Origin of the sequence: Brachybacterium sillae, assembly GCF_025028335.1 — a bacterium.
In the GTDB taxonomy this organism is placed as follows: Bacteria; Actinomycetota; Actinomycetes; order Actinomycetales; family Dermabacteraceae; genus Brachybacterium; species Brachybacterium sillae.
Genome location: NZ_JAFEUW010000001.1, coordinates 2,363,485 through 2,383,432, shown reverse-complemented (window position 1 = coordinate 2,383,432; position 19,948 = coordinate 2,363,485). Strand labels below are relative to the sequence as shown.

The following is a 19,948-nucleotide window of genomic DNA, read 5'->3' as shown; positions in this document are numbered from 1 at the left end:
CGTATGAACGGTTCGCCGGAGCCGCCTGTCGGAATTGAACCGACGACCTAATCACGTCGGCTTTGCGTCTATCGCTTGATGCGCCCACTGGGCGAACGAGCCGCTGACCTGCGCAAACGCCGGGGCCTTGGCCCTTGATCGTGGACACGGTGTCGGTTCGGTTATGCCGCTTCCGCGAGCGTAGCGGAGCGTGCGGCTTCGTAGGCGTTCGGGCTGATGTTGCCGATCGCGGAGTGCCGCCAGTGAGTGTTGTAGCGGTTCGCCCACCGGAACACGGCCCGGTAGGCGGTGGCCTGGTGGGCGTGACTACTTGCTCGTGTGCGGCATGTCCATCTCTGTGGGACGGCTCGCACCGAGGATGTCCGTCGCAAGCAATGCGGTATGAAGTGGACTGAGATCCGTGCCAAGGTCTCGGCCGAGGATCTCTTCTGCGCGCCGGAGCCGGTAACTCACGGTGTTCTTCGAAACGTGAAGCCGACGTGCAGCTGCGTGTTGGCTGCGATTGACATTGAGGTACTCCAGCATCGTGCTGCGCAGGTCGGTCTCGCGCCGACCGGCACCGAGGAGACCGCCGAGCTGAACCTCCAGGAATCGTTCCAGACGCTCGGGCCGGGCGGCGAGCTCTGCAACAGCCCCATATCGGTCATAGGGAAGGATTCGGCCGAGGTTCCGCCACCCTGCCATCATGGAGACTCGTTGCAAAGCTCGTGCCTCGTCATGACTGGCGATAAACCCGGCTGTTCCCCTCCCCGGGAGGCCGACGGCCAGCGTCCATGCGTTGCACTGAGTCGGCGGCTCCAGGTGGAGATCGTCAGCAGTGCGTACGCTGCCCCACGCCCAGAGCACGTTTGGTGCGATCATCACCTTGAATATTTGATCGCATCCCATGCTTTCGAGAGCCTCCATGGTCGCCGCCTCAAGCTTGCTGGGCTCTCGCCGTTTGCTGAATGCGATGGCCGCTACATGGATGCGGTCGAGTGGGTATCGGGTGACCTGCTCGAACCGTTCCGGTCGCCCGCGCCCGCTCAACAGGGATGCGAGGACTCCCGACTCTGTTTCGTGGAGGAACCGTACGGGGTCGCCCGTGGCCGGTTGCATGTCCGCGATGGCCACCGCTCCCAGCTTCCGCATGCCTCCCGAGGCGTTCCCCGAGCTCGGCGACCGCCTCACGGCCTACGCGCAGCGCCTGGGCCGGATGATCGCCGCCTGAGGGACCCGCGCCGGACGGTTCAGCGGGCCGCGGGCTCGTCCTGGCGGGCCTGCGCGAAGTAGAGGGCGGTCGCCTCTGCGCGGCTCGAGACGCCGAGCTTGCGGTACACATTGGCCAGGTGGAACTTGACGGTGTTCTCGCTGATGGTCAGCTCCGCCGCGATCTCCCGGTTGCGCAGGCCAGATGCGACCCGCACCAGGATCTCCTGTTCGCGCGCCCCGAGCGCCCAATCCGCAGAGAGTCCGGCCGATGCGTGCGGCGGATCCAGCGGGATGACGATGGACAGGTGGGTCCCCCACCTGGGCGTCGCGTCCAGCGCGATGCGCCCGCGCAGCGCCTGGATGCGGTCCTCGACCAGCTGGTACTGGATCGATTCGCGGGACAGTCCTCCCTCGCCGTCGTCGCGCATGCCGATCAGGAGGTTCCTGCCGTCGCAGTCCCACTGCACGCGCACCCGCCCCACCTCGGGGTCGTCGAGCATGGCCAGGATCGTCCCGCGCACCACCGCCCGCGCCCCGTGCGCGACCTCGCCGGGGAGAGGACGCCCGTCGAGCGGCGGCTCGACGAACTGCATGTCGATCTCGCGGTAGCGCACGAGCGGACGCAGATCGTCGCGCAGCCGCTCGAACGCCGTCGTGACGGGCTCCTCCCCGACCGTCCGGACACGGTCGCTCACCGTGCGCAGGTGGACGAGCCCCGCCGCCGCGATGCCGGTCGCGGTCGTGCGCGCCGCGGCGTCGTCGAGCGCCCGCGATCGCAGCGCCGCGAGCACGGTCTCGAGAGTGGTCGAATACTCGTCCGCGAGCTCGGTGAGAGCCTCCATCCGCTCTCCCGCCGACATCCGGGCCAGGCGCAGCCAGCTCGGCGGAGCGGTGTCCGCGAACCGCTGCACCCGAAGGCTCACGATGTTCCAGAGGTCGAGCACCGCCCGCTCGCCCTCCGCGTCGCAGGTGGGGCCGGCGAGCGCCAGCAGCGCGCCGTTGCGCGACAGGGCGAGCAGCACCTCCTCGGCAGCGCCCTCCGCAACGATCGTGTCGCGCCGGACCGTGCCGGGCGACATACGGCGGCGCATCTCGACGAGATCGAGATACGGGACCTGATCGAGGACGGACGACTCTCCGGCGCCGCGTCGATGCCCGCCGTCGACATCCGCGGCGAGGATCGTCAGCGCCCGGTGGCCGGCGCCGGGCGCGAGCAGGCGGGACAGCGCCGCCGGCAGCTCCCCGATGGGCCCGTGGATCACCTCGGACAGCTCACGAAGCGTCTCCACCCGCATCCCCTCCTCGGGGCACGAGCCTAGACCTACCCGTTCGGGTAGGGGAAACCGCCCGTCAGGGTGATCGTGTCCCCTGGGCGGGCCGGAGAGGCTCGTCATGCAACCATCCGCACACAGATCGGAGGGCGAAGATGCCTGGGAACAGAGCGGTTGTCTACAAGGGTCCGGGAGAGGTGGAGGTCGTCGACACCCCCTACCCGGAGTTCGAGCTGAAGGACGGGCCGGGGGTCCACCCCGCGAACGTGGGCCGCAAGGTGCCGCACGGCGCGATCCTGCGCACGGTGAGCACCAACATCTGCGGCTCGGACCAGCACATGGTGCGCGGCCGCACGACCGCCCCGGCCGGGCTGGTGCTCGGCCACGAGATCACGGGCGAGGTCGTCGAGGTCGGCCCCGACGTCGAGTTCATCAAGGTCGGCGACATCGTGTCGGTGCCGTTCAACATCGCCTGCGGGCGCTGCCGCAACTGCAAGGAGGGCAAGACCGGCATCTGCCTGAACGTGAATCCGGATCGCCCCGGCTCGGCGTACGGGTACGTCGACATGGGCGGCTGGGTGGGTGGGCAGGCCGAGTACGTGCTCGTCCCGTACGCCGACTGGAACCTGCTGAAGTTCCCGGACCGCGACCAGGCGCTCGAGAAGATCCTCGACCTGACGATGCTGTCGGACATCTTCCCGACCGGCTTCCACGGCGCGTACACGGCCGGCGTCGGGCCGGGGTCGACCGTGTACATCGCGGGCGCGGGACCGGTCGGCATCGCCGCGGCTGTGGGGGCGCAGCTCCTCGGCGCCGCGGTCGTGATCGTCGGCGACCTGAACCCCGACCGCCTGGCCGCCGCGAGGGCGATCGGCTGCGAGACCGTCGACGTGTCGCAGGGCGATCCGAAGGACCAGATCGAGCAGATCCTGGGGGTGCCCGAGGTGGACGCCGGCGTCGACGCCGTCGGCTTCGAGGCACGCGGCCACGGCGCGGACGCGTCGCACGAGGCGCCCGCGGCGGTCCTCAACTCGCTCATGGACCTCACGGCGGCAGGCGGCGCGATCGGCATCCCGGGGCTCTACGTCACGGCCGACCCGGGCGGGATCGACGAGGCGGCGCAGCACGGCTCGCTGTCCCTCCGGTTCGGGCTCGGCTGGGCCAAGTCCCTGTCCTTCACGACCGGGCAGTGCCCCGTGATGCGCTACAACCGCAAGCTGATGCAGGCGATCCTGCACGACAAGGTGCAGATCGCGAAGGCCGTGAACGCCACGGTGATCTCGCTCGAGGACGCGCCCCGCGGCTACGCGGAGTTCGATCAGGGCGCGGCCAAGAAGTACGTGCTCGACCCCAACGGCTACATCAAGGCCGCCTGATAAGAAGGAGAACCATATGTCCGTCACCCTCGAGGACGCCCGCCGCGTCATCGCCGCCGCCGAGAAGCGCGCGGACGAGATCGGCCAGCCCATGAACATCGCGGTCGTCGACGCCGGCGGCAACCTCGTCTCGCACGTGCGTCAGGACGGCGCGTGGATCGGCAGCATCGAGATCTCGATCAGCAAGGCCTGGACGTCGCGGGCGTTCGACATCTCGACGAAGGACCTGGGCGACAACGCGCAGCCCACGCAGCAGTTCTTCGGCATCCACACTACGAACGCGCACGGCCGCGGGGTCGCGATCTTCGCGGGCGGCGTGCCGCTCCGCCGCGACGGCGCCGTCGTGGGTGCCGTCGGCGTGAGCGGCGGCTCGGGGGAGCAGGACCAGACGGTCGCGGAGGCCGGCGCCGCCGCGCTCTGACCGCCCGCGCACGCGAGGGGTCGTCCCGCCGAGGCGGCCCCTCAGCGCGCGCGGGCGTGGTCGGCGTCACCACCCTGGGCCGGACCCTGAAGAAGCGAGCCGCCGACGTGCTCGCCTACTTCGAACGACCCGGCACCAGCAACGGGCCGACCGAGGCGCTCAACGGACGGCTCGAACACCTGCGCGGCTCCGCACTCGGGTTCCGCAACCTGACCAACTACATCGCCCGAAGCCTGCTCGAGACCGGCGGCTTCAGACCCCAACTCCTACACCCCCGATTGGGATGAGCCGGCTTCACGATCCGCTTGACCACGGGCAGTGGCGTCTTCGTCGGCGTCGATCGCGGCCGACTCGAACGATCGGTCATCCCGGCGGGGCCCTCCAGCCTCAGCCGAGCCGCCCATTTTCGGGCCGTGACGCGGGAGAGACCATGAACATCTTCGCCGCGACCTGCGGCGACCAGCCGTCCTCGACGATCAGGCGCGCCAGGCGGAGTCGAGCGCGCGGGGTCAGGGCAGCGTTAGCGTGGGACACGAGGGCCTCCTGGTACGTGAAGCGGTTGAACTCAACAGCTCCACTTCACAACCGGAGGCCCTCACCTCTCAGCTGTTCACGGCCGTGTCGCCGAAACAACGTCCCTGGACATCAGACCTTCTCATTGCGAAAGCCTCCCTGCCGTGGATTGGCCCCGTATGGAGGCGGTTCCACGCCTGCCGAGAGCTGCACGGATGCTGTCGATTTCAGCCCGGGGGTCCGCCGGGGGCCCGCGCCTGACGGCTGTTCGAATCTTCGGTCCGGCGCGGTCCATGCCGGTGAGAACTTTGCCACCGCCGGTGCTGCCGGCATGGACCGTGGCGGCGTTCTACCTGCTGACGAAGCCCAGGTCTGCGTAAAGGGCGTGAGCTGCGGGCGAGGTGCCCTCCCCTACTCTCAACGACAGCTGTTCATCACCGGTTTCAGTGCACTGGCTGATTGCGTGCTGGACCAGGGCTCGACCAAGCCCCGCGCCCTGGGCGACCGGATCGACGAACAGGTCGATGACGAACGGCCCGTCGAGTTCGGCATCCCAGATGGACCGTTCGACAACGAAGACGGCGCCCACGACACGGCCCTGATGGGTGGCCATGGCCGACGCGTCGTGACGAAGGCTGCCGTACTCACCGGCGAAGGTCTCGCGGATCTCCTGAACGGCTTCTTCGATGGTGTTGCAGGCGATGCCAGGCGGGTAGGCGTTGAAGTAGGCCTTGGCGAGTTCCTGGGTGCGGTTCGTGTCCAGCGGGACGAGCTCGACGGAGGGTGACTGAGGGGTGGCACCGGTGAGGTGCAGGGTCATGAGGTCTGAGGGCATGGTGGTTCCGTTCGGGTCGAGGTTGTTGGCTGACTGAATCGCCGGGTCTGATGGAGGCTCTCATTCCACGGAAGGATGAGAGTCATGGCAGCACCGCGGAAGTACAGCGAGGAGTTGAGGGACCGCGCGACGCGGATGGCGATGGACGCGCGGAAGGACCCTGCGACGGCCACGGGAGCGATCACGCGGATCGCCGATCAGCTTGGGATTCATCCCGAGGCGTTGCGGACCTGGGTCCGCCAGGCCGAGATCGATGGTGGGGTCCGGCCCGGCACGACGACGGATGACGCGACGCGGATCGCCCAGCTCGAGCGCGAGGTCCGCGAGCTGCGGCGGGCGAACGAGATCCTGAAGACGTCCGCGGCTTTTTTCGCGGCCGCGGAGCTCGACCGCAAGATCAAGTAGCCCGCGAAGTGCCGACCGAGGTGGTGGTCGAGTACATCGACACCCACCGCGATCGGGTCGTTGAGGGTCGCCGGCTCGGGGTCGAGCCGATCTGCGCCGTGCTCAAGGACGCCGGCGTGCAGATCGCCCCGAGCACCTACTACGCCGCGAAGAACCGTCTCCCGTCGGCGCGCGCCGTGCGGGACGCTGAGCTGATCGAGGAGATCAAGACCGTGCACACCGACAACCTGGGCGTCTACGGGGCTCGGAAGGTCCACGCCGAGCTGGTCCGCAAGGGCATCGCCGTGGCCCGGTGCACCGTTGAGCGGCTCATGCGCGCTCACGGGTTGCGCGGGATCGCGCGGGAGAAGACCCGCCGCACCACCCTGAGCGAGGGCGCCGAGACGCCACGGCCGGCCGACTTGGTCGAGCGGCGGTTCGTCGCCGAGGCACCGAACCAGCTGTGGGTGGCGGATCTGACCTACATCCGCACCTACTCCGGGTGGGTCTACGCCGCGTTCGTCCTGGACGTCTTCTCCCGGATGATCGTCGGCTGGCAAGTCTCGACCTCGCTGCGCACCGACCTGGCCCTGGACGCCCTGGACATGGGTCTGTGGGCCAGGCGCCGCGCCGGGCAGGACGTCACCGGTCTGGTCCACCACTCCGACAGGGGCGTGCAATACCGCGCGGTTCGCTACACCGAGCGGCTCGCCGAGGCCGAGGCTGTCGCCTCGGTGGGGTCCCGCGGCGATTCGTATGACAACGCGATGGCGGAGGCGCTGAACTCGCTGTTCAAGGCCGAGTGCGTGCGCAACCCGGTCATGCGTCAGGGCGGCTGGAAGTCCATCAGCGACGTCGAGATCGCCGTCGCTGAGTACGTCGACTGGTACAACCACCGGCGCCTGCACGGCGAGCTCGGCCACGTCCCGCCCGCCGAGTACGAGGCCACCTACTGGGCCACCCACTACCCTGACAACCGCGCCCTCATCGAGGCCGGAACCAACTAACCGAGCCTCCACCAAACCCGGGATGCTTCAGACGGCGCTCAGAGACGGAACAAGGCTCGACCCTAGACAGACGCCCAGACGCGGCACAAGTGAATATCGGGCTCATCACAGATGAGGGTGTAGGGGGCTGTTCGGCGCGTCGGGCCGGGTAGGGATCGAGGTCTCCCGATGATGGAAGTTCTCACACTGCCCATCTGGAAGACCTCGACGTGTCTGATGCTACCCCTGTGGCGGGGTTCGCCTGCCCTGACCTGTCCTCGTTCTGTCGGCTCGATGAGCTCGGCTTGGAGGTCACCGGCCAACTGCTGGAGCCTGGCCGCGCGGTCCTCGCCTGCCGGGTCGTGGAGCCGGATCAGTGGTGCCGACGTTGCGGCTGCGAGGGCCTCGCGCGTGACACCGTGACGCGGGCGTTGGCGCATGAGCCGTTCGGCTGGCGGCCGACGACGTTGCTGGTCACGATCCGTCGCTACCGTTGCACCGGCTGTGGTCATGTGTGGCGGCAAGACACCAGCCTCGCCGCGGAACCGCGGGCGAAGCTGTCACGCCGCGGACTGCGGTGGGGCGTTGGAGGGCTTGGTAGTTCAGCATCTCACCGTCGCCCGGGCCGCCGCAGGTCTCGGGGTGTCCTGGAGTGCCGCGAACGCCGCCGTCCTCGCGGAAGGCAAGCGGCGCCTGATCGACGACCCCGCCCGATTCGACGGGGTCACCACGATCGGTGTCGACGAGCACGTCTGGCGACACACGAGGCTGGGCGACAAGTACGTCACCGTGATCATCGACCTCACGCCCGCGAGGAACAAGACCGGGCCGGCGAGGCTGCTGGACATGGTCGAGGGCCGCTCCAAGGCGGTGTTCAAGCAGTGGCTCGCCGCCCGCCCTGCGGACTGGGCGAAGCGGATCGAGGTGGTCGCGATGGACGGCTTCGCCGGGTTCAAGACCGCTGCCGCCGAGGAACTCCCCGACGCCGTCCCCGTCATGGACCCGTTCCACGTGGTCCGCCTCGCCGGCGACGCGCTGGATGTCTGCCGGCGTCGGGTCCAGCAGGTGACGTCCCCGGGGGTGGTGGGGTTTTCGGCAGGGCTCGCGGTGTCGTAGACGCTGGTGAGCCATCGTGCGATGGTCAGTGAGTACCGATCAAAGTCACTCACAGGAAGACACAAACGCACGATGGCTCTAGACCAGTCTGCTCTCCTCGAGCTTCTCGGGGAACTGCAGTCCACCGATGTCAGCGACCGGATCCGGCTCGCGATGCAGAAGCTCTACCAGGAACTGATCGACGCGGAGGCGACCGCGTTCATCGGCGCTGCTCCGTATGAGCGCGCCGAGGGCCGTGTCGCAGTCCGCAACGGGTCGCGTCCTCGGACGCTGACCGCCACGGCCGGGGATCTGGATCTGCGGATCCCGAAGCTGAGGTCGGGGTCGTTCTTCCCGTCGCTGCTGGAGCGGCGTCGTCGGGTCGATCAGGCCCTGTTCGCGGTCGTGATGGAGGCCTACGTTCACGGCGTGTCCACCCGTAAGGTCGATGACCTCGTCAAGGCCCTCGGCGCGGACACCGGGATCTCCAAGTCGGAGGTGTCCCGCATCTGCCAGGACCTCGACGAGGACGTCGCCGCATTCCGGAAGCGCCCGCTCGGGGAGCAGGCCTACCCGTATGTGTTCGTCGACGCGACCTACTGCAAGGCCCGAATCGGGCGGCAGGTCGTCTCCCAGGCGATCGTCGTCGCGATCGGCGTCGCCGCTGACGGCACCCGGCAGGTCCTCGGCTTCGACGTCGGCGACACGGAGTCCGAGCCGTTCTGGACGGCGTTCTTCCGGTCGTTGAAGGCGCGCGGCCTCGGCGGGGTTCGACTGGTGATCTCCGACGCGCACTCCGGGTTGATCTCCGCGATCCAGGTCGCGTTCCAGGGCGCGTCTTGGCAGCGTTGCCGGGTTCATTTCATGCGCAACGTCCTGGCGAAAGTCCCCAAGGTCGCCGGCCCCATGGTCGCCTCGATCATCCGCACTGTGTTCGTCCCGCGCGGCAAGGCCAGCCTCGTCAAGGCTCAGTTCGGCGAGGTCGTCCGCATGCTCGAGAAGTCCCACCCGGTCGTCGCGGAGATGCTCGAGGACGCCGTGACACATCTGCGGCGTTCACGAAGAGCGCATCGGCGAGCTGCTGGGCGGTCTCCGCCGCGCGCCGGTTGGACTCGATCTTGTCGTCGAGCGCGCCGAGCGTCGCAGCGATCGCACGCTGCTCCGGGAGGGGCGGCAGATCTACGAACTCGGTGTCTAGGAAGTACTGGAACTGGAAGTTTGCGATGCCCGTCGATCGGTTCTGGTAGCCCCACGTACGGCCATCGACATACATTCCCTGGAGCCACCAATAGATATACCTCGGGTCGGCGAGTTCGGGATCCACGCGCACCAGGCGGCAGAAGCTCGCCGGGCGTGCGTCTCTTAGCGTGGTGTCACTTCCCGCGAGGCTCTCGTCGTCGTTGACGTAGAAGGGGCCATCGTGGGAACCCCAGTTGTTTCCGGCAAGAAGCAAAGAAGTGATCCCACGATGACCCATAACCAGTCTGCCTTGACGACCCTGACCTCGATGTTTCATCGGGCTGGTGAGCGGGGTGGGTCGGCGTCGTTGCCGGTGTTGAGCTGCTGATTGTGGCATTCGGGTATGACAGATCGTCGCAGTGTCCGTTGCGGGCGGTCGGGTTCCACTCCCGAGAAGAGGAGCTGCTGGTCGTAGGGGCGGGTGGTCTCGCCGGGTTAGGTCTGTGCGACGGTGGTGCGGAGCCGGTTGACGCCGGTCAGGACCCTCACGGCTTCGGGTGCATGTTCGGCGAGGTGGAGGACCTTGTGCCGGGCGCGGCGCACGAGGGTCGCGGGGATCTCGAACAGCCGTGCGCGGAGCCGTTTGGGCTCCCACTTCCGTGCATCATGGCCGGTCAGCGCGATGGTCTGCATCCAGGCGACGAGCTCGCTGGCGATCTGGACGATCTGGCACCAGAGCTGATTCTGCGCGAAGGACTGCAGCGGGAACTTCTCAAGGCCCATGTCCTTGGCGTTACGGATCCGGTCCTCGCAGCACGCCCGGCGACGGTGCCGCAGCTCCAAGACCGGGAGCTGGCCGCGCGGGGAGTTGGTGGCGAACGCGGTGATGCGCATCCCCTCGTGATCGGTGATCCGCAGCTGCGCCCCAGGATGAGGACGTTCCTTCCGCACGATCACCCGCATCCCGGCAGGCCACCCGGACAGGTCCAGCAGTCCGGTCAGCTCCGCCACCCATGCCCCGTCGCGGATCCCGTCGGTATCGGTGTCATAGGCGGGGGTCCACGCCTCCGCCTCGTCGAGGCGTTTCAGCAGGTCGGGAGTGTTTGCGGGGAGGGTGAACCCGACTGAGTAGGCTAGACGCTGCCGCTGGAGCCAGGCCAGGAAGTCCTTGGTGCCGCCGGCCCCGTCGGTGCGGATCAGGATCTTCTTCGACCCCCGTCCGCCCCGGGCCAGCAGGCCCGCAGGCAGCTGCGCGAGAGCCTGCCGGGTGACGGTGATGTGATCAGCGGCGGTGTTCGAGCCGGCGTTGCCGGGGCGCAGCTGGATCGCCAGTGGTTCCCCGGTCCCTTCGCTGCCGTGGTCCAGGAACGCGCACAGCGGGTGGTATCCGAAGCCGCGTTTGAACGTCGGTGCGGCCTGCTCCTTCTCACTGTGGACGTTGATCAGGGTGGCATCGAGGTCGATGACCAGCGGGTTCTTCGCACTGGCCCCCGCAGCCGGGGAATGGTCTCCGGCGAGGGTCCAGGCTCTTTCCCGCGCGATGCGGCGGGCTTTCGAGATCGCCTCGATCACGGTGGGCGCGTCCTGGGCGAGGGTGGTGAGCGTGCGGGAGATCGTCGGGGTCGAGGCGACGTCTCCGAACAGGTCCGGTTCGCATCGCAGCAGATCAGTATCCGAAGCGTGCTCGCCGCCGATTGCGAGAGTGAGTGCGAGGTCCAGCAGGACCTTCGCCGCGTGGTGCTCGGCCAGCGGTTTCGTCCAAGGAGCCAGTGCTTCCCGCAGCGAAGAGGCGAGGCCGGTGGCGTGAATCGTGTCGGTCAGCAGCACCGCGCCCGCATGCGAGAGGGCCGGGACCTCAGCGATGTCCACGCGCGGACGGGGGTAGAAGAACAAGGTAGGGTGGGACACCTGAAAGGTGCTCCTTCCAGCGGATGGGTACGAGACTCAACACCCCGTATCATCCCAGGCCAGGAGCACCTTTCGCCATTCATTCCGCCGGTCGAGACCACACCTCGATGAAATCTCGAGGCTGATCGGCGAGGTCCTCGCCGACCCCGACCTCGCCCACTCGGACGTGTTCCGGCGGATGCTGCAGGCCGGGTTGCAGGACCTGATCAACGCGGAGGCGACCGCGAAGATCGGCGCCGCCCCGCATGAACGCACACCCGAGCGCGTCACGCGCCGCAACGGCACCCGCCCGAAGTCCCTCGCCACTGCCGCCGGGGAGGTCGACCTGGCGATCCCGAAGCTGCGGGAGGGGTCGTTCTTCCCGTCGCTGCTGTCCCCGCGGCGCCGGGTCGACAAGGCCCTCTACGCGGTGATCTGCCAGGCCTGGGTCGACGGGGTCAGCACCCGCAAGGTCGACCAGCTGATGCGGGCCCTGGGCAACGACACCGGCATCTCACGCTCGACCGTCTCGCGGATCTGCCAGGAGATCGACGAGGCCGTCGCGGAGTTCCTGCACCGTCGCATCGACCACACCTGGTTCCCGTACCTGTTCCTCGACGCCACCTACCTCGATGTCCGTCTCCGCGGCCGCGTCGTCTCTCAAGCCCTCGTGGTCGCCACCGGCGTCTGCGGTGACGGCCGCCGTGAGATCCTCGGCATGAGCCTGGGCGACGCGGAGACGACGGACTTCTGGACCGAGTTCCTGCGTTCCCTGCGCGAGCGGGGACTGAAGGTCGCCACTGACGCCGACCCGCTGGGCGTTGCCCTGGTCACCAGTGACGCGCATGCCGGCCTGAAAGCCGCTGTCAAGGCGATCCTGCCGGGAGCTGCCTGGCAGCGCTGCCGTGTCCACTTCGCCCGCAACGTCACCCAGCGGCTCGGCTCGGCTCGTTCCAAGCCCGTCAACGCGCTGATCACGACGATCTTCGCCCAGACCAACCCGGAGGCCGTGACCGCTCAATACCGGCAGGTCACCGACAGCCTGCGCGCCTCGTTCCCCGAGATCGCCGAGACGCTCCAGGCCGCCGAGGCCGACCTGACCGCCTTCGCGAGCATGCCGCGCGAGCACTGGCAGAAGATCTGGTCCAACAATCCCATCGACCGCCTCAACCGCGAGATCAAGCGCCGAGCCGACGTCGTCCAGATCTTCCCCGACCGCGACACCATCACCCGCCTCATCGGCGCCGTCCTGCAGGAACAGCACGAGGAATGGCAGTACGGCGAACGCCGCTACTTCTCCGAGACCTCCATGCGCAAACTCATCCACACCCTCCACGACCACGCAGAACCCGCCCGCCCCGAGCTTTACCTCACAGCCTGACCCCATCCATCACGGGAACAACGAAGTGACACCACGCCACAGGACTTGACCTTCCACTGCGCATCCGTGAACACCCGATATCGAGAACCCGTCGACCTCACCCCACCAGACTGCCGCGAACCTCACGATGCATATGGGAGACACGCCCTAGTGCATCTCCCCCAGCCTGAGCCTCGCCGCGGCGAGCTCGGCCTCGAGGTCGGCCACCCGACGGCGAAGCTCCAGCACTCGCCGGACCCCCGGGAGCGTGACGCCCTCCTCGGTGAGCGACAGCACCTCCCGGATCCAGTCCAACTCGTTCAGCGAATACCGACGCTGGCCGCCGGTCGACCGACCCGGTGAGACCACGTCGAGTTCGTCGAGGCGCCGCAGCGCAGCGGGCTGCGTGCCCAGGAACTCGGCCACCTGCCCGATGGTGCAGAAGGGCTGATCCGCTCGGAGCTCGGGCGGTGAGCCGATGGGGTCGTGCCGCCTGCTCACGACGCCTTCCTCACGACGGCGTCGACCTCGTCGGGGAGGCCCTCGATGGCGCAGCGACCGGTGTCCGTCCGGACGTTGACAAGGTCGCGGCCGACCGCCAACTCGGTCAGTTTCACGGCGCCGATGACGTTCGGGGTCGGCTCGGCGTGGCAGGTGCCGCGCACCACGTCGACCTCCAGTCCGAGCGACGTGCGGAGCATCTCGAACGGCACCGCGGCGGCCCATGCCTGCGGCGAGCAGGACGTCGGATACGGCACCGGAGCCGGCTGGTGGGCCCGGTCGAAACCGCAGAAGAGCTCCGGCAGCCGACCCCGGAACGCCTCGAGCGCGTCGAGCAGTCCCTCGACGACGGTCATCGCGGCGTCACGGTGGCCGTAGCGCGCCATGCCCGAGGCGCCGAGCATCGTGTCGTGGGGCCAGACGGAGCCGTTGTGGTAGCTGACCGGGTTGAAGCGCTTCGCGTGCGAGGACAAGGTGCGGATGCCGAAGCCGGTGAACATGTCGGGCGCCAGCAACCGCTCCGCCACCCGGCCGGCGGTGTCGTCGGGAACGATGCCGCTCCACAGGCAGTGCCCGATGTTCGAGGTGACCACCCGCAGTGGCTCCTTGTCGGCGTCCAGGGCGAGAGCGTAGAACCCCTCGTCCGGCATCCAGAACGCCTCGTGGAACCGGTCCTTCAGCCGTGCCGCCCGTGCGCGGAGGTCGTCGGCCGCCGGTCGGTTCCCGGACAGCACCTCCTCCAGGTCGGCCGCGGCCAGGAGCGCCGAGTAGGCGTAGCCCTGCACCTCCGCGAGCGCGATCGGTGGGGCGGCGAGCCGCCCGTCGCGATGCACCATGGAGTCGCCGCTGTCCTTCCAGCCCTGGTTTAGCAGCCCCCGGTCGCTGCTGCGGCGGTACTCGACGAACCCGTCGCCGTCGAGGTCGCCGTAGCGGGACAGCCACTCCACCGCGGCGTCGACGGCGGGTTTGAGCTCCGCCAGGTCATGGTGGGGAATGCCCCAGCGGAGCGCCATGCCGACGAGCGTCACGAACAACGGCGTGGAGTCGACGGAACCGTAGTAGACACGCTCGCCGCCCAACGCGAGCGACGCGTCGGTGCCGAGCCGCACCTCGTGCAGGATGCGGCCGGGCTGCTCCTCGCTCATCGGGTTCTCCTGCCGCCCCTGCAGGCGTGCCAGGGTCCGGAGCGTCCCCATCGCGAGCATTGGCGCGAACGGCATGAGCATCGCGCTCGTCAGGAGGGAGTCGCGCCCGAACAGCGCCATGAACCAGGGCGCGCCGGCGGCCACCACGTCGTCCTCCGGGTGAGCGGGGTCGGAGATCCGCAACGCACCGAGGTCCCGGAGGCTGGTCTCCAGGGACAGGGAGAGGACCGTGTTGTCGACGCTGATGTCGGCCACCTGGTCGCGCCAGTCGCGCATCCGCCTCGCAGGCTCCGCCTCCTCCAGCGGGGTCTCGAGCGGGAACGCGCGGGCGAGTTCACTGCCATCCACCGACGGGCGCGCCTCGACGGTGGTGTGCCAGGCACCCCCGGCCGGGACGACGACCTGGAAGAGCAGCGCACCCGGGACCGTCCGCGCGCCGCGCGCCGCCACCCGCAGGCTCCGCTCCCCTGCGTCGCCGGATCGCAGCGCGAGCGTCAGACCGGCCGGGTCGGCGAGGTTCTCGACGTCGAGGGCCCGGGGCGGGCGTCGCCCCTTGACCTCGAACAGGTCGGCGAAGTCCGCCTCCACGTGCAGCGCGACGTCGAGACCCGCCGGCTCCTGGCCATGGTTGTGGATGGTGATGTCCTCCCGCAGTCCCTTGCCGACCATGCGATGCCGTTCGACGATGAGGGTCGGTTCGATGTTCCCGGGGCGGGCGGGCAAGCGCCCGATGAAGCGTGCCTCGAAGGGTTCGGCGGGGATGTGCGAGAGGGGTTCGACCTCCGCGCCGTCCACCCTGAGCTGCCACATCGAGAGCACCCGGGTGTCATGGACGAACAGTCCGTCGCTGTGGTACGGCGTGATGTCGCCGTTCGTGCCGGAGACGCAGAACGTCGAACCTTCCACCAGGGTGACCTGCGTCTTCGGCTGGAACACGGGCTTGATTCCGCGCGGTCGCGTGTGACTGCTGTGCCACTCCTGCGGCTGGCTGACCTCTGGGGGTGTGATGATGACCTCCCGGGGCTGGGCGGAGAACTATCTTCTTCCTGCCTACGATAGGCATAAAGTTACAACTGCGGTTGTAGGTATGGCAACCATCCCGGAAAGGTCCCGACGACAGAAAGGGTGTTGTTGTCACCGCGCTGTGCATGACTTGGAGGTCGCGTATGTCCCTCATCACGGAACCGACGTTCGACGCCTTGAACCAGGGCGACGATGCTCTCCGGATCGGTGTCGTCGCACCACCTTGGTACTGCATTCCGCCGAAGGGCTACGGGGGGACGGAAGCTGTAGTCGCGGCGGTGGTCGACCAGTTGGTGGCCAGGGGCCACCACGTCACGCTCGTCGCCTCCGGGGAGCCCGGGACGGCGGCGCAACGCTACATCCAGGTGTACGAGCAGCCGCCGTCGGAACTGCTCGGCCACGACGTGATGCCGGAGCTCGTCAACGCCGCCGAGGCGCACGCGGCCCTCGCGGACCTGGCGCTCGATGTGATCCACGACAACTCGGCGGCGGGGCCGCTCTCCGCGCCGGCCCGCAGGTGCCCGACCGTCGTCACCACCCACGGTCCGGTCGCCGGTCCCAATGGCGACTACTACCGCCGCCTCGGCGCGACGGTCGAGCTCGTGGCGATCTCCGAGGCGCAGCGGCGGCAGGCGCCCGACCTGCATTGGGCCGGCATGGTGCACAACGCCATCGACGTCGCCTCCTTCCCCTACGAGCCCGACAAGGCGGACTACCTGCTGTGGGTGGGGCGCTTCTGCCCGGACAAGGCACCCGACCTCGCCATCGAGGTGGCCCGCCGCAGCGGGCGCCCCATCGTGCTCGCGGGCAAGCTGAACGACCAGCGCGAACGGGAGTACTTCGAGACGGTCGTGAAGCCGTTGCTCGGGCCGGGCGTCGACTACGTCGGCGAGGCGGACTCGCAGCTGAAACGCGAGCTCTACGCCAAAGCTGCCGCCCTGGTCTTCCCCATCCAGTGGGAGGAACCCTTCGGGATGGTGATGGCGGAGGCCCTCGCCTGCGGTACACCGGTGGTGGCCACACCCAGGGGTTCGGTGCCCGAGATCGTCCGGCCGGGGGTGAACGGCTTCATCGCCGGCGACGTGGCCGGCCTGGTGGATGCGGTCCAGCGGCTCGACGAGATCAGCCCGGCCGTGTGCCGCGCGGACGCCCAGGCCCGGTTCGACCTGCCCGTCATGGCGGAGGGCTACGAGCGCGTGTTCCGGCGCGTGATCGGCGAGGGCGGCTCGGTGGCCAAGCGCCTCATCACGGCTGCGTGACGCCCGCCGGAGGTGCTTGTGCGGAACATCCGGCGGCGGGACACTTTGTGTGGACCGGGTGCTCCGGCCCGCGGAGGAGGCTCCCATGTCGAGCAAGCCCAGTCCCGCCCAGGCCGCCGCTCCTGAGTTCCCGACGACTCCGGCGCAGGCCGACGCGCTGACGCCGCCCACCGCGTCCGAGCGCCTGGCGAGGAATCCGCGAGCGGTGGCGGCGCTGGCGCTGGCAGCCCTGGGCGTCGTCTTCGGGGACATCGGAACCAGCCCCCTCTACGCATTGCAGACGGTGTTCAGCGCCGAACACAGCGCCGTCGAGCCGTCCCGGGAGGACGTGTTCGGTGTGGTGTCCATGGTGTTCTGGGCGGTGACGATCGTGGTGTCCTACGGCTACGCGGCGCTGATCATGCGGGCGGACAACGACGGTGAGGGCGGCATCCTGTCGCTGGTGGCGCTCCTGCGCCGACATCTGAGCGGGCGCCCGCAGACGATCGCGGTGGCACTGGTTCTGGCGGTCGTCGGCGCGGGCTCTTCTACGGTGACGGCCTGATCACCCCTGCCATCTCGGTGATGTCGGCCATCGAGGGCCTCTCGGTCGTCGACCCCCGCTTCCACACGCTCGTGATGCCGTTGTCGCTCGTGATCCTGGCCGGCCTCTTCTCGGTCCAGAGGTTCGGCTCCGGCCACGTCGGGCGGTTTCCCGGCCCGGTCATGGCCATCTGATTCGTCACCCTGACGGCGCTGGGAGTCCCCCACGTGCTGCGCAATCCGGAGATCCTCGGCGCGATCTCGCCCCATCATGCGCTCGCCTTCGGCTTCGGCCACCCGGGCATCGCGTTCATCGCTGCGGGCGCGGTGGTGCTGACCGTCACCGGCGTCGAGGCGATGTACGCTGACATGGGGCACTTCGGACCGCGTCCGATCCGTCTGGCCTGGTTCCAGCTGGTGTTCCCCGCACTGATGGTCAACTACATGGGGCAGGGCGCCGAGATCCTCCGGAACCCGGCCACCGCGTTGAACCCCTTCTTCCTGATGGCGCCCGAATGGTCGAGGATCCCCCTGGTGGTGCTCGCGACGATGGCGACGATCATCGCATCGCAGGCCGTGATCTCGGGCGCGTTCTCCGTTTCGAGGCAGGCAGTGCGTGCAGGGATCCTCCCGCGGCTCAACGTGCGGCACACGTCGAAGGAGGAGGGCGGGCAGATCTACATCGGCTCGATCAACTGGATCCTCTTCATGGGCATCGCCACGTTGATCCTCGTGTTCCGCAGCGCAGAGGCCCTTGCCAGCGCCTACGGGCTCGCCGTCACCGGCACCCTACTGATCGAGATGGGCATCTTCCTGCTGCTCGCCAGGCTCGTGTGGCGGGTGGCGGTGTGGAAGATCGCGGCCGCAGTGGTCCTCGCCCTCGGGGTCGAGGCGGTGTTCTTCGCCGCCAACATGGCCAAGCTCCTCTACGGCGGCTGGCTGCAGCTCGTCGTGGCCGGCGTGGTGGTGACCGTGATGCTGACCTGGCGTTGTCGAGCGCCGTTCGAGGGCCGGATCGTTCGATGCGTGGCCGTCGGTCCGGTGGTGCACCTCGTAGCCTCGACCCAGGCGTAGAACGAGGACCGGTTGATCTCCAGCACCTGGCACAGCCGCTTCACCTCGTAGGTGTCTCGGTGGTCGGCGACGAACTGGAAGCGGCTCACCAGTTCGTCTCCCCGGCGAAATACTTGGCTGCCTTGCGCAGGATGTCGCGCTCGGTCGCCAGCATCCGCTTTTCGTCCTCCAGGCGACGTACCTGGGCCTCCAGGCGGGCGATCCGGGCCTGTGGGGACTCACCCTCGGGCGCGTCGCTGTGCGGGTCGGAGGCTTCGGTCCTGGGGCCGGTGTACCCCTGCTCGCGCCGCCAGGTCGCCAGCGTGCCGCAGGAGACGCCGAGATCGGCAGCGACCCCCCTCAACGTGGCGCCCGGGGTGTGCTCGTACAGCTCGACCGCCTCACGCCGGAACTCATCGGTGTAGTTCTTCCTGGGCATGGTGTAGATCTTCTCGCTTCCTCCAGCCAGTGCTGGGTTCGGCGTGTCCACCCTCCGGGGTCAGGGCCCGCTCGCGCTACGCAGGTCAGCAGAGCGTGCGCCGGGCTCAACGCCCGATGGTGTTTTGTCTCGCTGCGCGGCCGCGCGCTGCGCAACCTCCTCCACGACGTAGCGGTGACGTGGGAGCAGCTGCGCTGGCGGGTAGGTGCGTGTCAGCAGCTCTCGACCCTCGGCGGCCGTTGTGTAGCCGATCTTGTTGTAGAGCGTGGCGGCATCGTTCAGGTCCCGCTCGTCTCGGGCGGCATGCAGCTTCATCGCCAGCAGGTACTGCGGTGAGGGGACTTGCACCAGCAGCGACTCGGACTCGAACACGGTGCGTGGGCTGTCGTCCTGGCCGGGCATGAAGCCCTTGACGGCATCGTTGATCCAGTCCGGTTCGAGGCCGTGTGCTGCGCTGAGCTCCTCGGCAAGCTGACGGACCTCGGGGCCTGGCGCGAACACCGCATCGACATCGCGCGTGACGCGGCCGCCGTCGTACTCCAGCGCCATCGCCGCTCCCCCGACGACGAACAACTGCGCCTGCTGGCCGCGCTCCGCGAGCCGGTCGGAAAGTTCCTGGAACAGCTCACGGAGCCGATCAGCGTCCAACTCCTCGGCGTCATCCCTCATGCGCGAGCCAGGGAACGCCCGGTGATGAGGATGCCGCGCTGCCGGAAAGCTCGCGGGCTCTCCTGCTCCGCCTCGTCGCGGAAGATGGTCGGCACCGCCGGGTACCACCACGGTGCCACGGCGCGCGCGGGGTCCAGTGCCCACGCCGGGACCATCCATCCGTCCCGCTCGGCCAGATGGTCGGCCAGCGCGGCGAACGCGGCATCCAACTCCACCGAGCCCGTGCGGGCCGGCTCCTCCGCGAACACACCCCGCCCCAACGCGACACCACCGCGCCGCACCGCGGACGTGTAGTCATCAAGGGTCTGCAACACCCCGAACCGCCAGGCCTCGTCCAACCCCTCCCCGGCGGCAAGGAGGTCAGCTGCACGGCGCGCGTTGCTCGCCGCCGTGTGGCGCACCCTCGATGGCCCACGGGCGGCGGACGGCCCGCCGGTGTCCTCACGGGAACGATCGAGCAGGGCACCGATCGACAACACCTCGCCCTTGAACGGCATCACTCCCCCTCTCGGCTGGTCGACCCCGTGCCGCCGACCGCCACACTGCGCCGCGCCGCGGCGTGTGCCCGGCGGCGGTACTCGGCAGCGTCGATCGCCCCGCGGGCCTCGTCGGTCAGGTTCGCCACGTCCTCCCGGTTCGGGGTCCAGCCCTCGTGCCAGGCCGAGGCCAGCGACTGCACCACCGCATAGCGCTGGGTCTCGTCAAGCCCGGCGAACAGCTCGGGCCAACGCTGCTCGACGTCGAACCTCTCGGACATGACCGGCTCCCCTCTCGGTGGGATTCCAGTCTACCCGCCAGCCCGAAAACGGTCTACAGGCGGTTTCGGGGCGTTTGGGTTT

14 protein-coding genes and 6 pseudogenes are annotated in these 19,948 nt (G+C 68.7%); 9 read left to right on the top strand and 11 right to left on the bottom strand.

Translation table 11 applies throughout. The features are described 5' to 3' along the window. Positions 1-306: 306 nt before the first annotated feature. Positions 307-1,113 (bottom strand): PucR family transcriptional regulator, encoded by an 807-nt coding sequence (locus JSY14_RS10980; RefSeq protein ID WP_259559058.1) that lies wholly within the window; start codon positions 1,111-1,113, stop codon positions 307-309. Between the two features lie 116 nt (positions 1,114-1,229). Further along, complete coding sequence (locus JSY14_RS10975) at positions 1,230-2,480, bottom strand: helix-turn-helix transcriptional regulator (protein WP_259559057.1); 1,251 nt, start codon at positions 2,478-2,480, stop codon at positions 1,230-1,232. A gap of 137 nt (positions 2,481-2,617) precedes the next feature. Between JSY14_RS10975 and fdhA the strand changes: the two genes are divergently transcribed. The 3 genes and pseudogenes from fdhA to JSY14_RS10960 form a co-directional block, all read left to right on the top strand. Next, a complete protein-coding gene (fdhA, locus tag JSY14_RS10970) occupies positions 2,618-3,838 on the top strand; it encodes a formaldehyde dehydrogenase, glutathione-independent (RefSeq protein ID WP_259559056.1) in 1,221 nt (406 codons plus the stop codon). A gap of 16 nt (positions 3,839-3,854) precedes the next feature. Next, positions 3,855-4,259 carry a GlcG/HbpS family heme-binding protein gene (locus JSY14_RS10965; protein WP_259559055.1) on the top strand — a complete coding sequence of 135 codons (405 nt, stop codon included), beginning with the start codon at positions 3,855-3,857 and terminating at the stop codon, positions 4,257-4,259. A 65-nt stretch (positions 4,260-4,324) separates the two neighbouring features. After that, a pseudogene (locus JSY14_RS10960) lies at positions 4,325-4,546 on the top strand (transposase); the annotation flags it as partial. Positions 4,547-4,554: 8 nt separating this feature from the next. Here JSY14_RS10960 and JSY14_RS10955 read toward each other — a convergent pair. After that, positions 4,555-4,793 (bottom strand): annotated as a pseudogene (locus JSY14_RS10955) (leucine zipper domain-containing protein); the annotation flags it as partial. 328 nt (positions 4,794-5,121) lie between these two features. After that, positions 5,122-5,592 carry a GNAT family N-acetyltransferase gene (locus tag JSY14_RS10950; protein ID WP_259559054.1) on the bottom strand — a complete coding sequence of 157 codons (471 nt, stop codon included), beginning with the start codon at positions 5,590-5,592 and terminating at the stop codon, positions 5,122-5,124. Between the two features lie 99 nt (positions 5,593-5,691). Between JSY14_RS10950 and JSY14_RS10945 the strand changes: the two genes are divergently transcribed. The 3 genes and pseudogenes from JSY14_RS10945 to JSY14_RS10935 all read left to right on the top strand — a co-directional run. Then, a protein-coding gene (locus tag JSY14_RS10945) for an IS3 family transposase (protein ID WP_259559052.1) occupies positions 5,692-6,998 on the top strand; the annotation gives its coding sequence in 2 pieces (ribosomal slippage) (positions 5,692-5,983 and positions 5,983-6,998; 1,308 coding nt in all). A gap of 209 nt (positions 6,999-7,207) precedes the next feature. Then, positions 7,208-8,042: pseudogene (locus JSY14_RS10940) on the top strand (ISL3 family transposase); the annotation flags it as partial. Positions 8,043-8,165: 123 nt separating this feature from the next. Next, a pseudogene (locus JSY14_RS10935) lies at positions 8,166-9,110 on the top strand (IS256 family transposase); the annotation flags it as partial. 636 nt (positions 9,111-9,746) lie between these two features. Here JSY14_RS10935 and JSY14_RS10930 read toward each other — a convergent pair. Further along, the gene (locus tag JSY14_RS10930) at positions 9,747-11,159 is read right to left on the bottom strand and encodes an IS1380 family transposase (protein WP_432803638.1); all 1,413 of its coding nucleotides are present in this window, start codon (positions 11,157-11,159) and stop codon (positions 9,747-9,749) included. Between the two features lie 112 nt (positions 11,160-11,271). On the opposite strand from JSY14_RS10930, the gene JSY14_RS10925 reads away from it, so the two are divergent. Further along, positions 11,272-12,519 carry an IS256 family transposase gene (locus tag JSY14_RS10925; RefSeq protein ID WP_259559672.1) on the top strand — a complete coding sequence of 416 codons (1,248 nt, stop codon included), beginning with the start codon at positions 11,272-11,274 and terminating at the stop codon, positions 12,517-12,519. Positions 12,520-12,666: 147 nt separating this feature from the next. Here the strand turns inward: JSY14_RS10925 and JSY14_RS10920 are convergent, their stop codons facing one another. Next, entirely contained in the window at positions 12,667-12,999 is a 333-nt protein-coding gene (locus tag JSY14_RS10920; RefSeq protein ID WP_259559050.1) for a MerR family transcriptional regulator, read from the bottom strand. Next, positions 12,996-15,080, bottom strand: a complete 2,085-nt coding sequence (locus tag JSY14_RS10915; protein WP_259559049.1) for an amylo-alpha-1,6-glucosidase — start codon at positions 15,078-15,080, stop codon at positions 12,996-12,998. The genes JSY14_RS10920 and JSY14_RS10915 overlap by 4 nt, the downstream gene beginning before the upstream one ends. A 263-nt stretch (positions 15,081-15,343) precedes the next feature. Between JSY14_RS10915 and JSY14_RS10910 the strand changes: the two genes are divergently transcribed. Further along, entirely contained in the window at positions 15,344-16,426 is a 1,083-nt protein-coding gene (locus JSY14_RS10910; RefSeq protein WP_259559048.1) for a glycosyltransferase family 4 protein, read from the top strand. 85 nt (positions 16,427-16,511) lie between these two features. After that, positions 16,512-18,022, top strand: a pseudogene (locus JSY14_RS10905) (KUP/HAK/KT family potassium transporter). Here the strand turns inward: JSY14_RS10905 and JSY14_RS10900 are convergent. The 4 genes and pseudogenes from JSY14_RS10900 to JSY14_RS10885 all read right to left on the bottom strand — a co-directional run. Continuing rightward, positions 18,004-18,440: pseudogene (locus tag JSY14_RS10900) on the bottom strand (transposase); the annotation flags it as partial. The pseudogenes JSY14_RS10905 and JSY14_RS10900 overlap by 19 nt on opposite strands. Before the next feature lie 60 nt (positions 18,441-18,500). Continuing rightward, positions 18,501-19,109 carry a DUF6036 family nucleotidyltransferase gene (locus JSY14_RS10895; protein WP_259559047.1) on the bottom strand — a complete coding sequence of 203 codons (609 nt, stop codon included), beginning with the start codon at positions 19,107-19,109 and terminating at the stop codon, positions 18,501-18,503. Then, a complete protein-coding gene (locus JSY14_RS10890) occupies positions 19,106-19,606 on the bottom strand; it encodes a hypothetical protein (RefSeq protein ID WP_259559046.1) in 501 nt (166 codons plus the stop codon). Before JSY14_RS10890 ends, JSY14_RS10895 begins: the two co-directional genes overlap by 4 nt. After that, on the bottom strand, positions 19,606-19,866 hold the full coding sequence (locus JSY14_RS10885; protein ID WP_259559045.1) for an antitoxin VbhA family protein: 261 nt from the start codon (positions 19,864-19,866) through the stop codon (positions 19,606-19,608). Before JSY14_RS10885 ends, JSY14_RS10890 begins: the two co-directional genes overlap by 1 nt. Positions 19,867-19,948 lie beyond the last annotated feature (82 nt).

Bases quoted from the DNA above. Each gene is read 5' to 3' on its own strand.
- fdhA (WP_259559056.1), top strand. From the start codon at position 2,618: ATGCCTGGGAACAGAGCGGTTGTCTACAAGGGTCCGGGAGAGGTGGAG.
- JSY14_RS10965 (WP_259559055.1), top strand. From the start codon at position 3,855: ATGTCCGTCACCCTCGAGGACGCCCGCCGCGTCATCGCCGCCGCCGAG.
- JSY14_RS10950 (WP_259559054.1), bottom strand. From the start codon at position 5,592: ATGACCCTGCACCTCACCGGTGCCACCCCTCAGTCACCCTCCGTCGAG.
- JSY14_RS10895 (WP_259559047.1), bottom strand. From the start codon at position 19,109: ATGAGGGATGACGCCGAGGAGTTGGACGCTGATCGGCTCCGTGAGCTG.
- JSY14_RS10890 (WP_259559046.1), bottom strand. From the start codon at position 19,606: ATGCCGTTCAAGGGCGAGGTGTTGTCGATCGGTGCCCTGCTCGATCGT.
- JSY14_RS10885 (WP_259559045.1), bottom strand. From the start codon at position 19,866: ATGTCCGAGAGGTTCGACGTCGAGCAGCGTTGGCCCGAGCTGTTCGCC.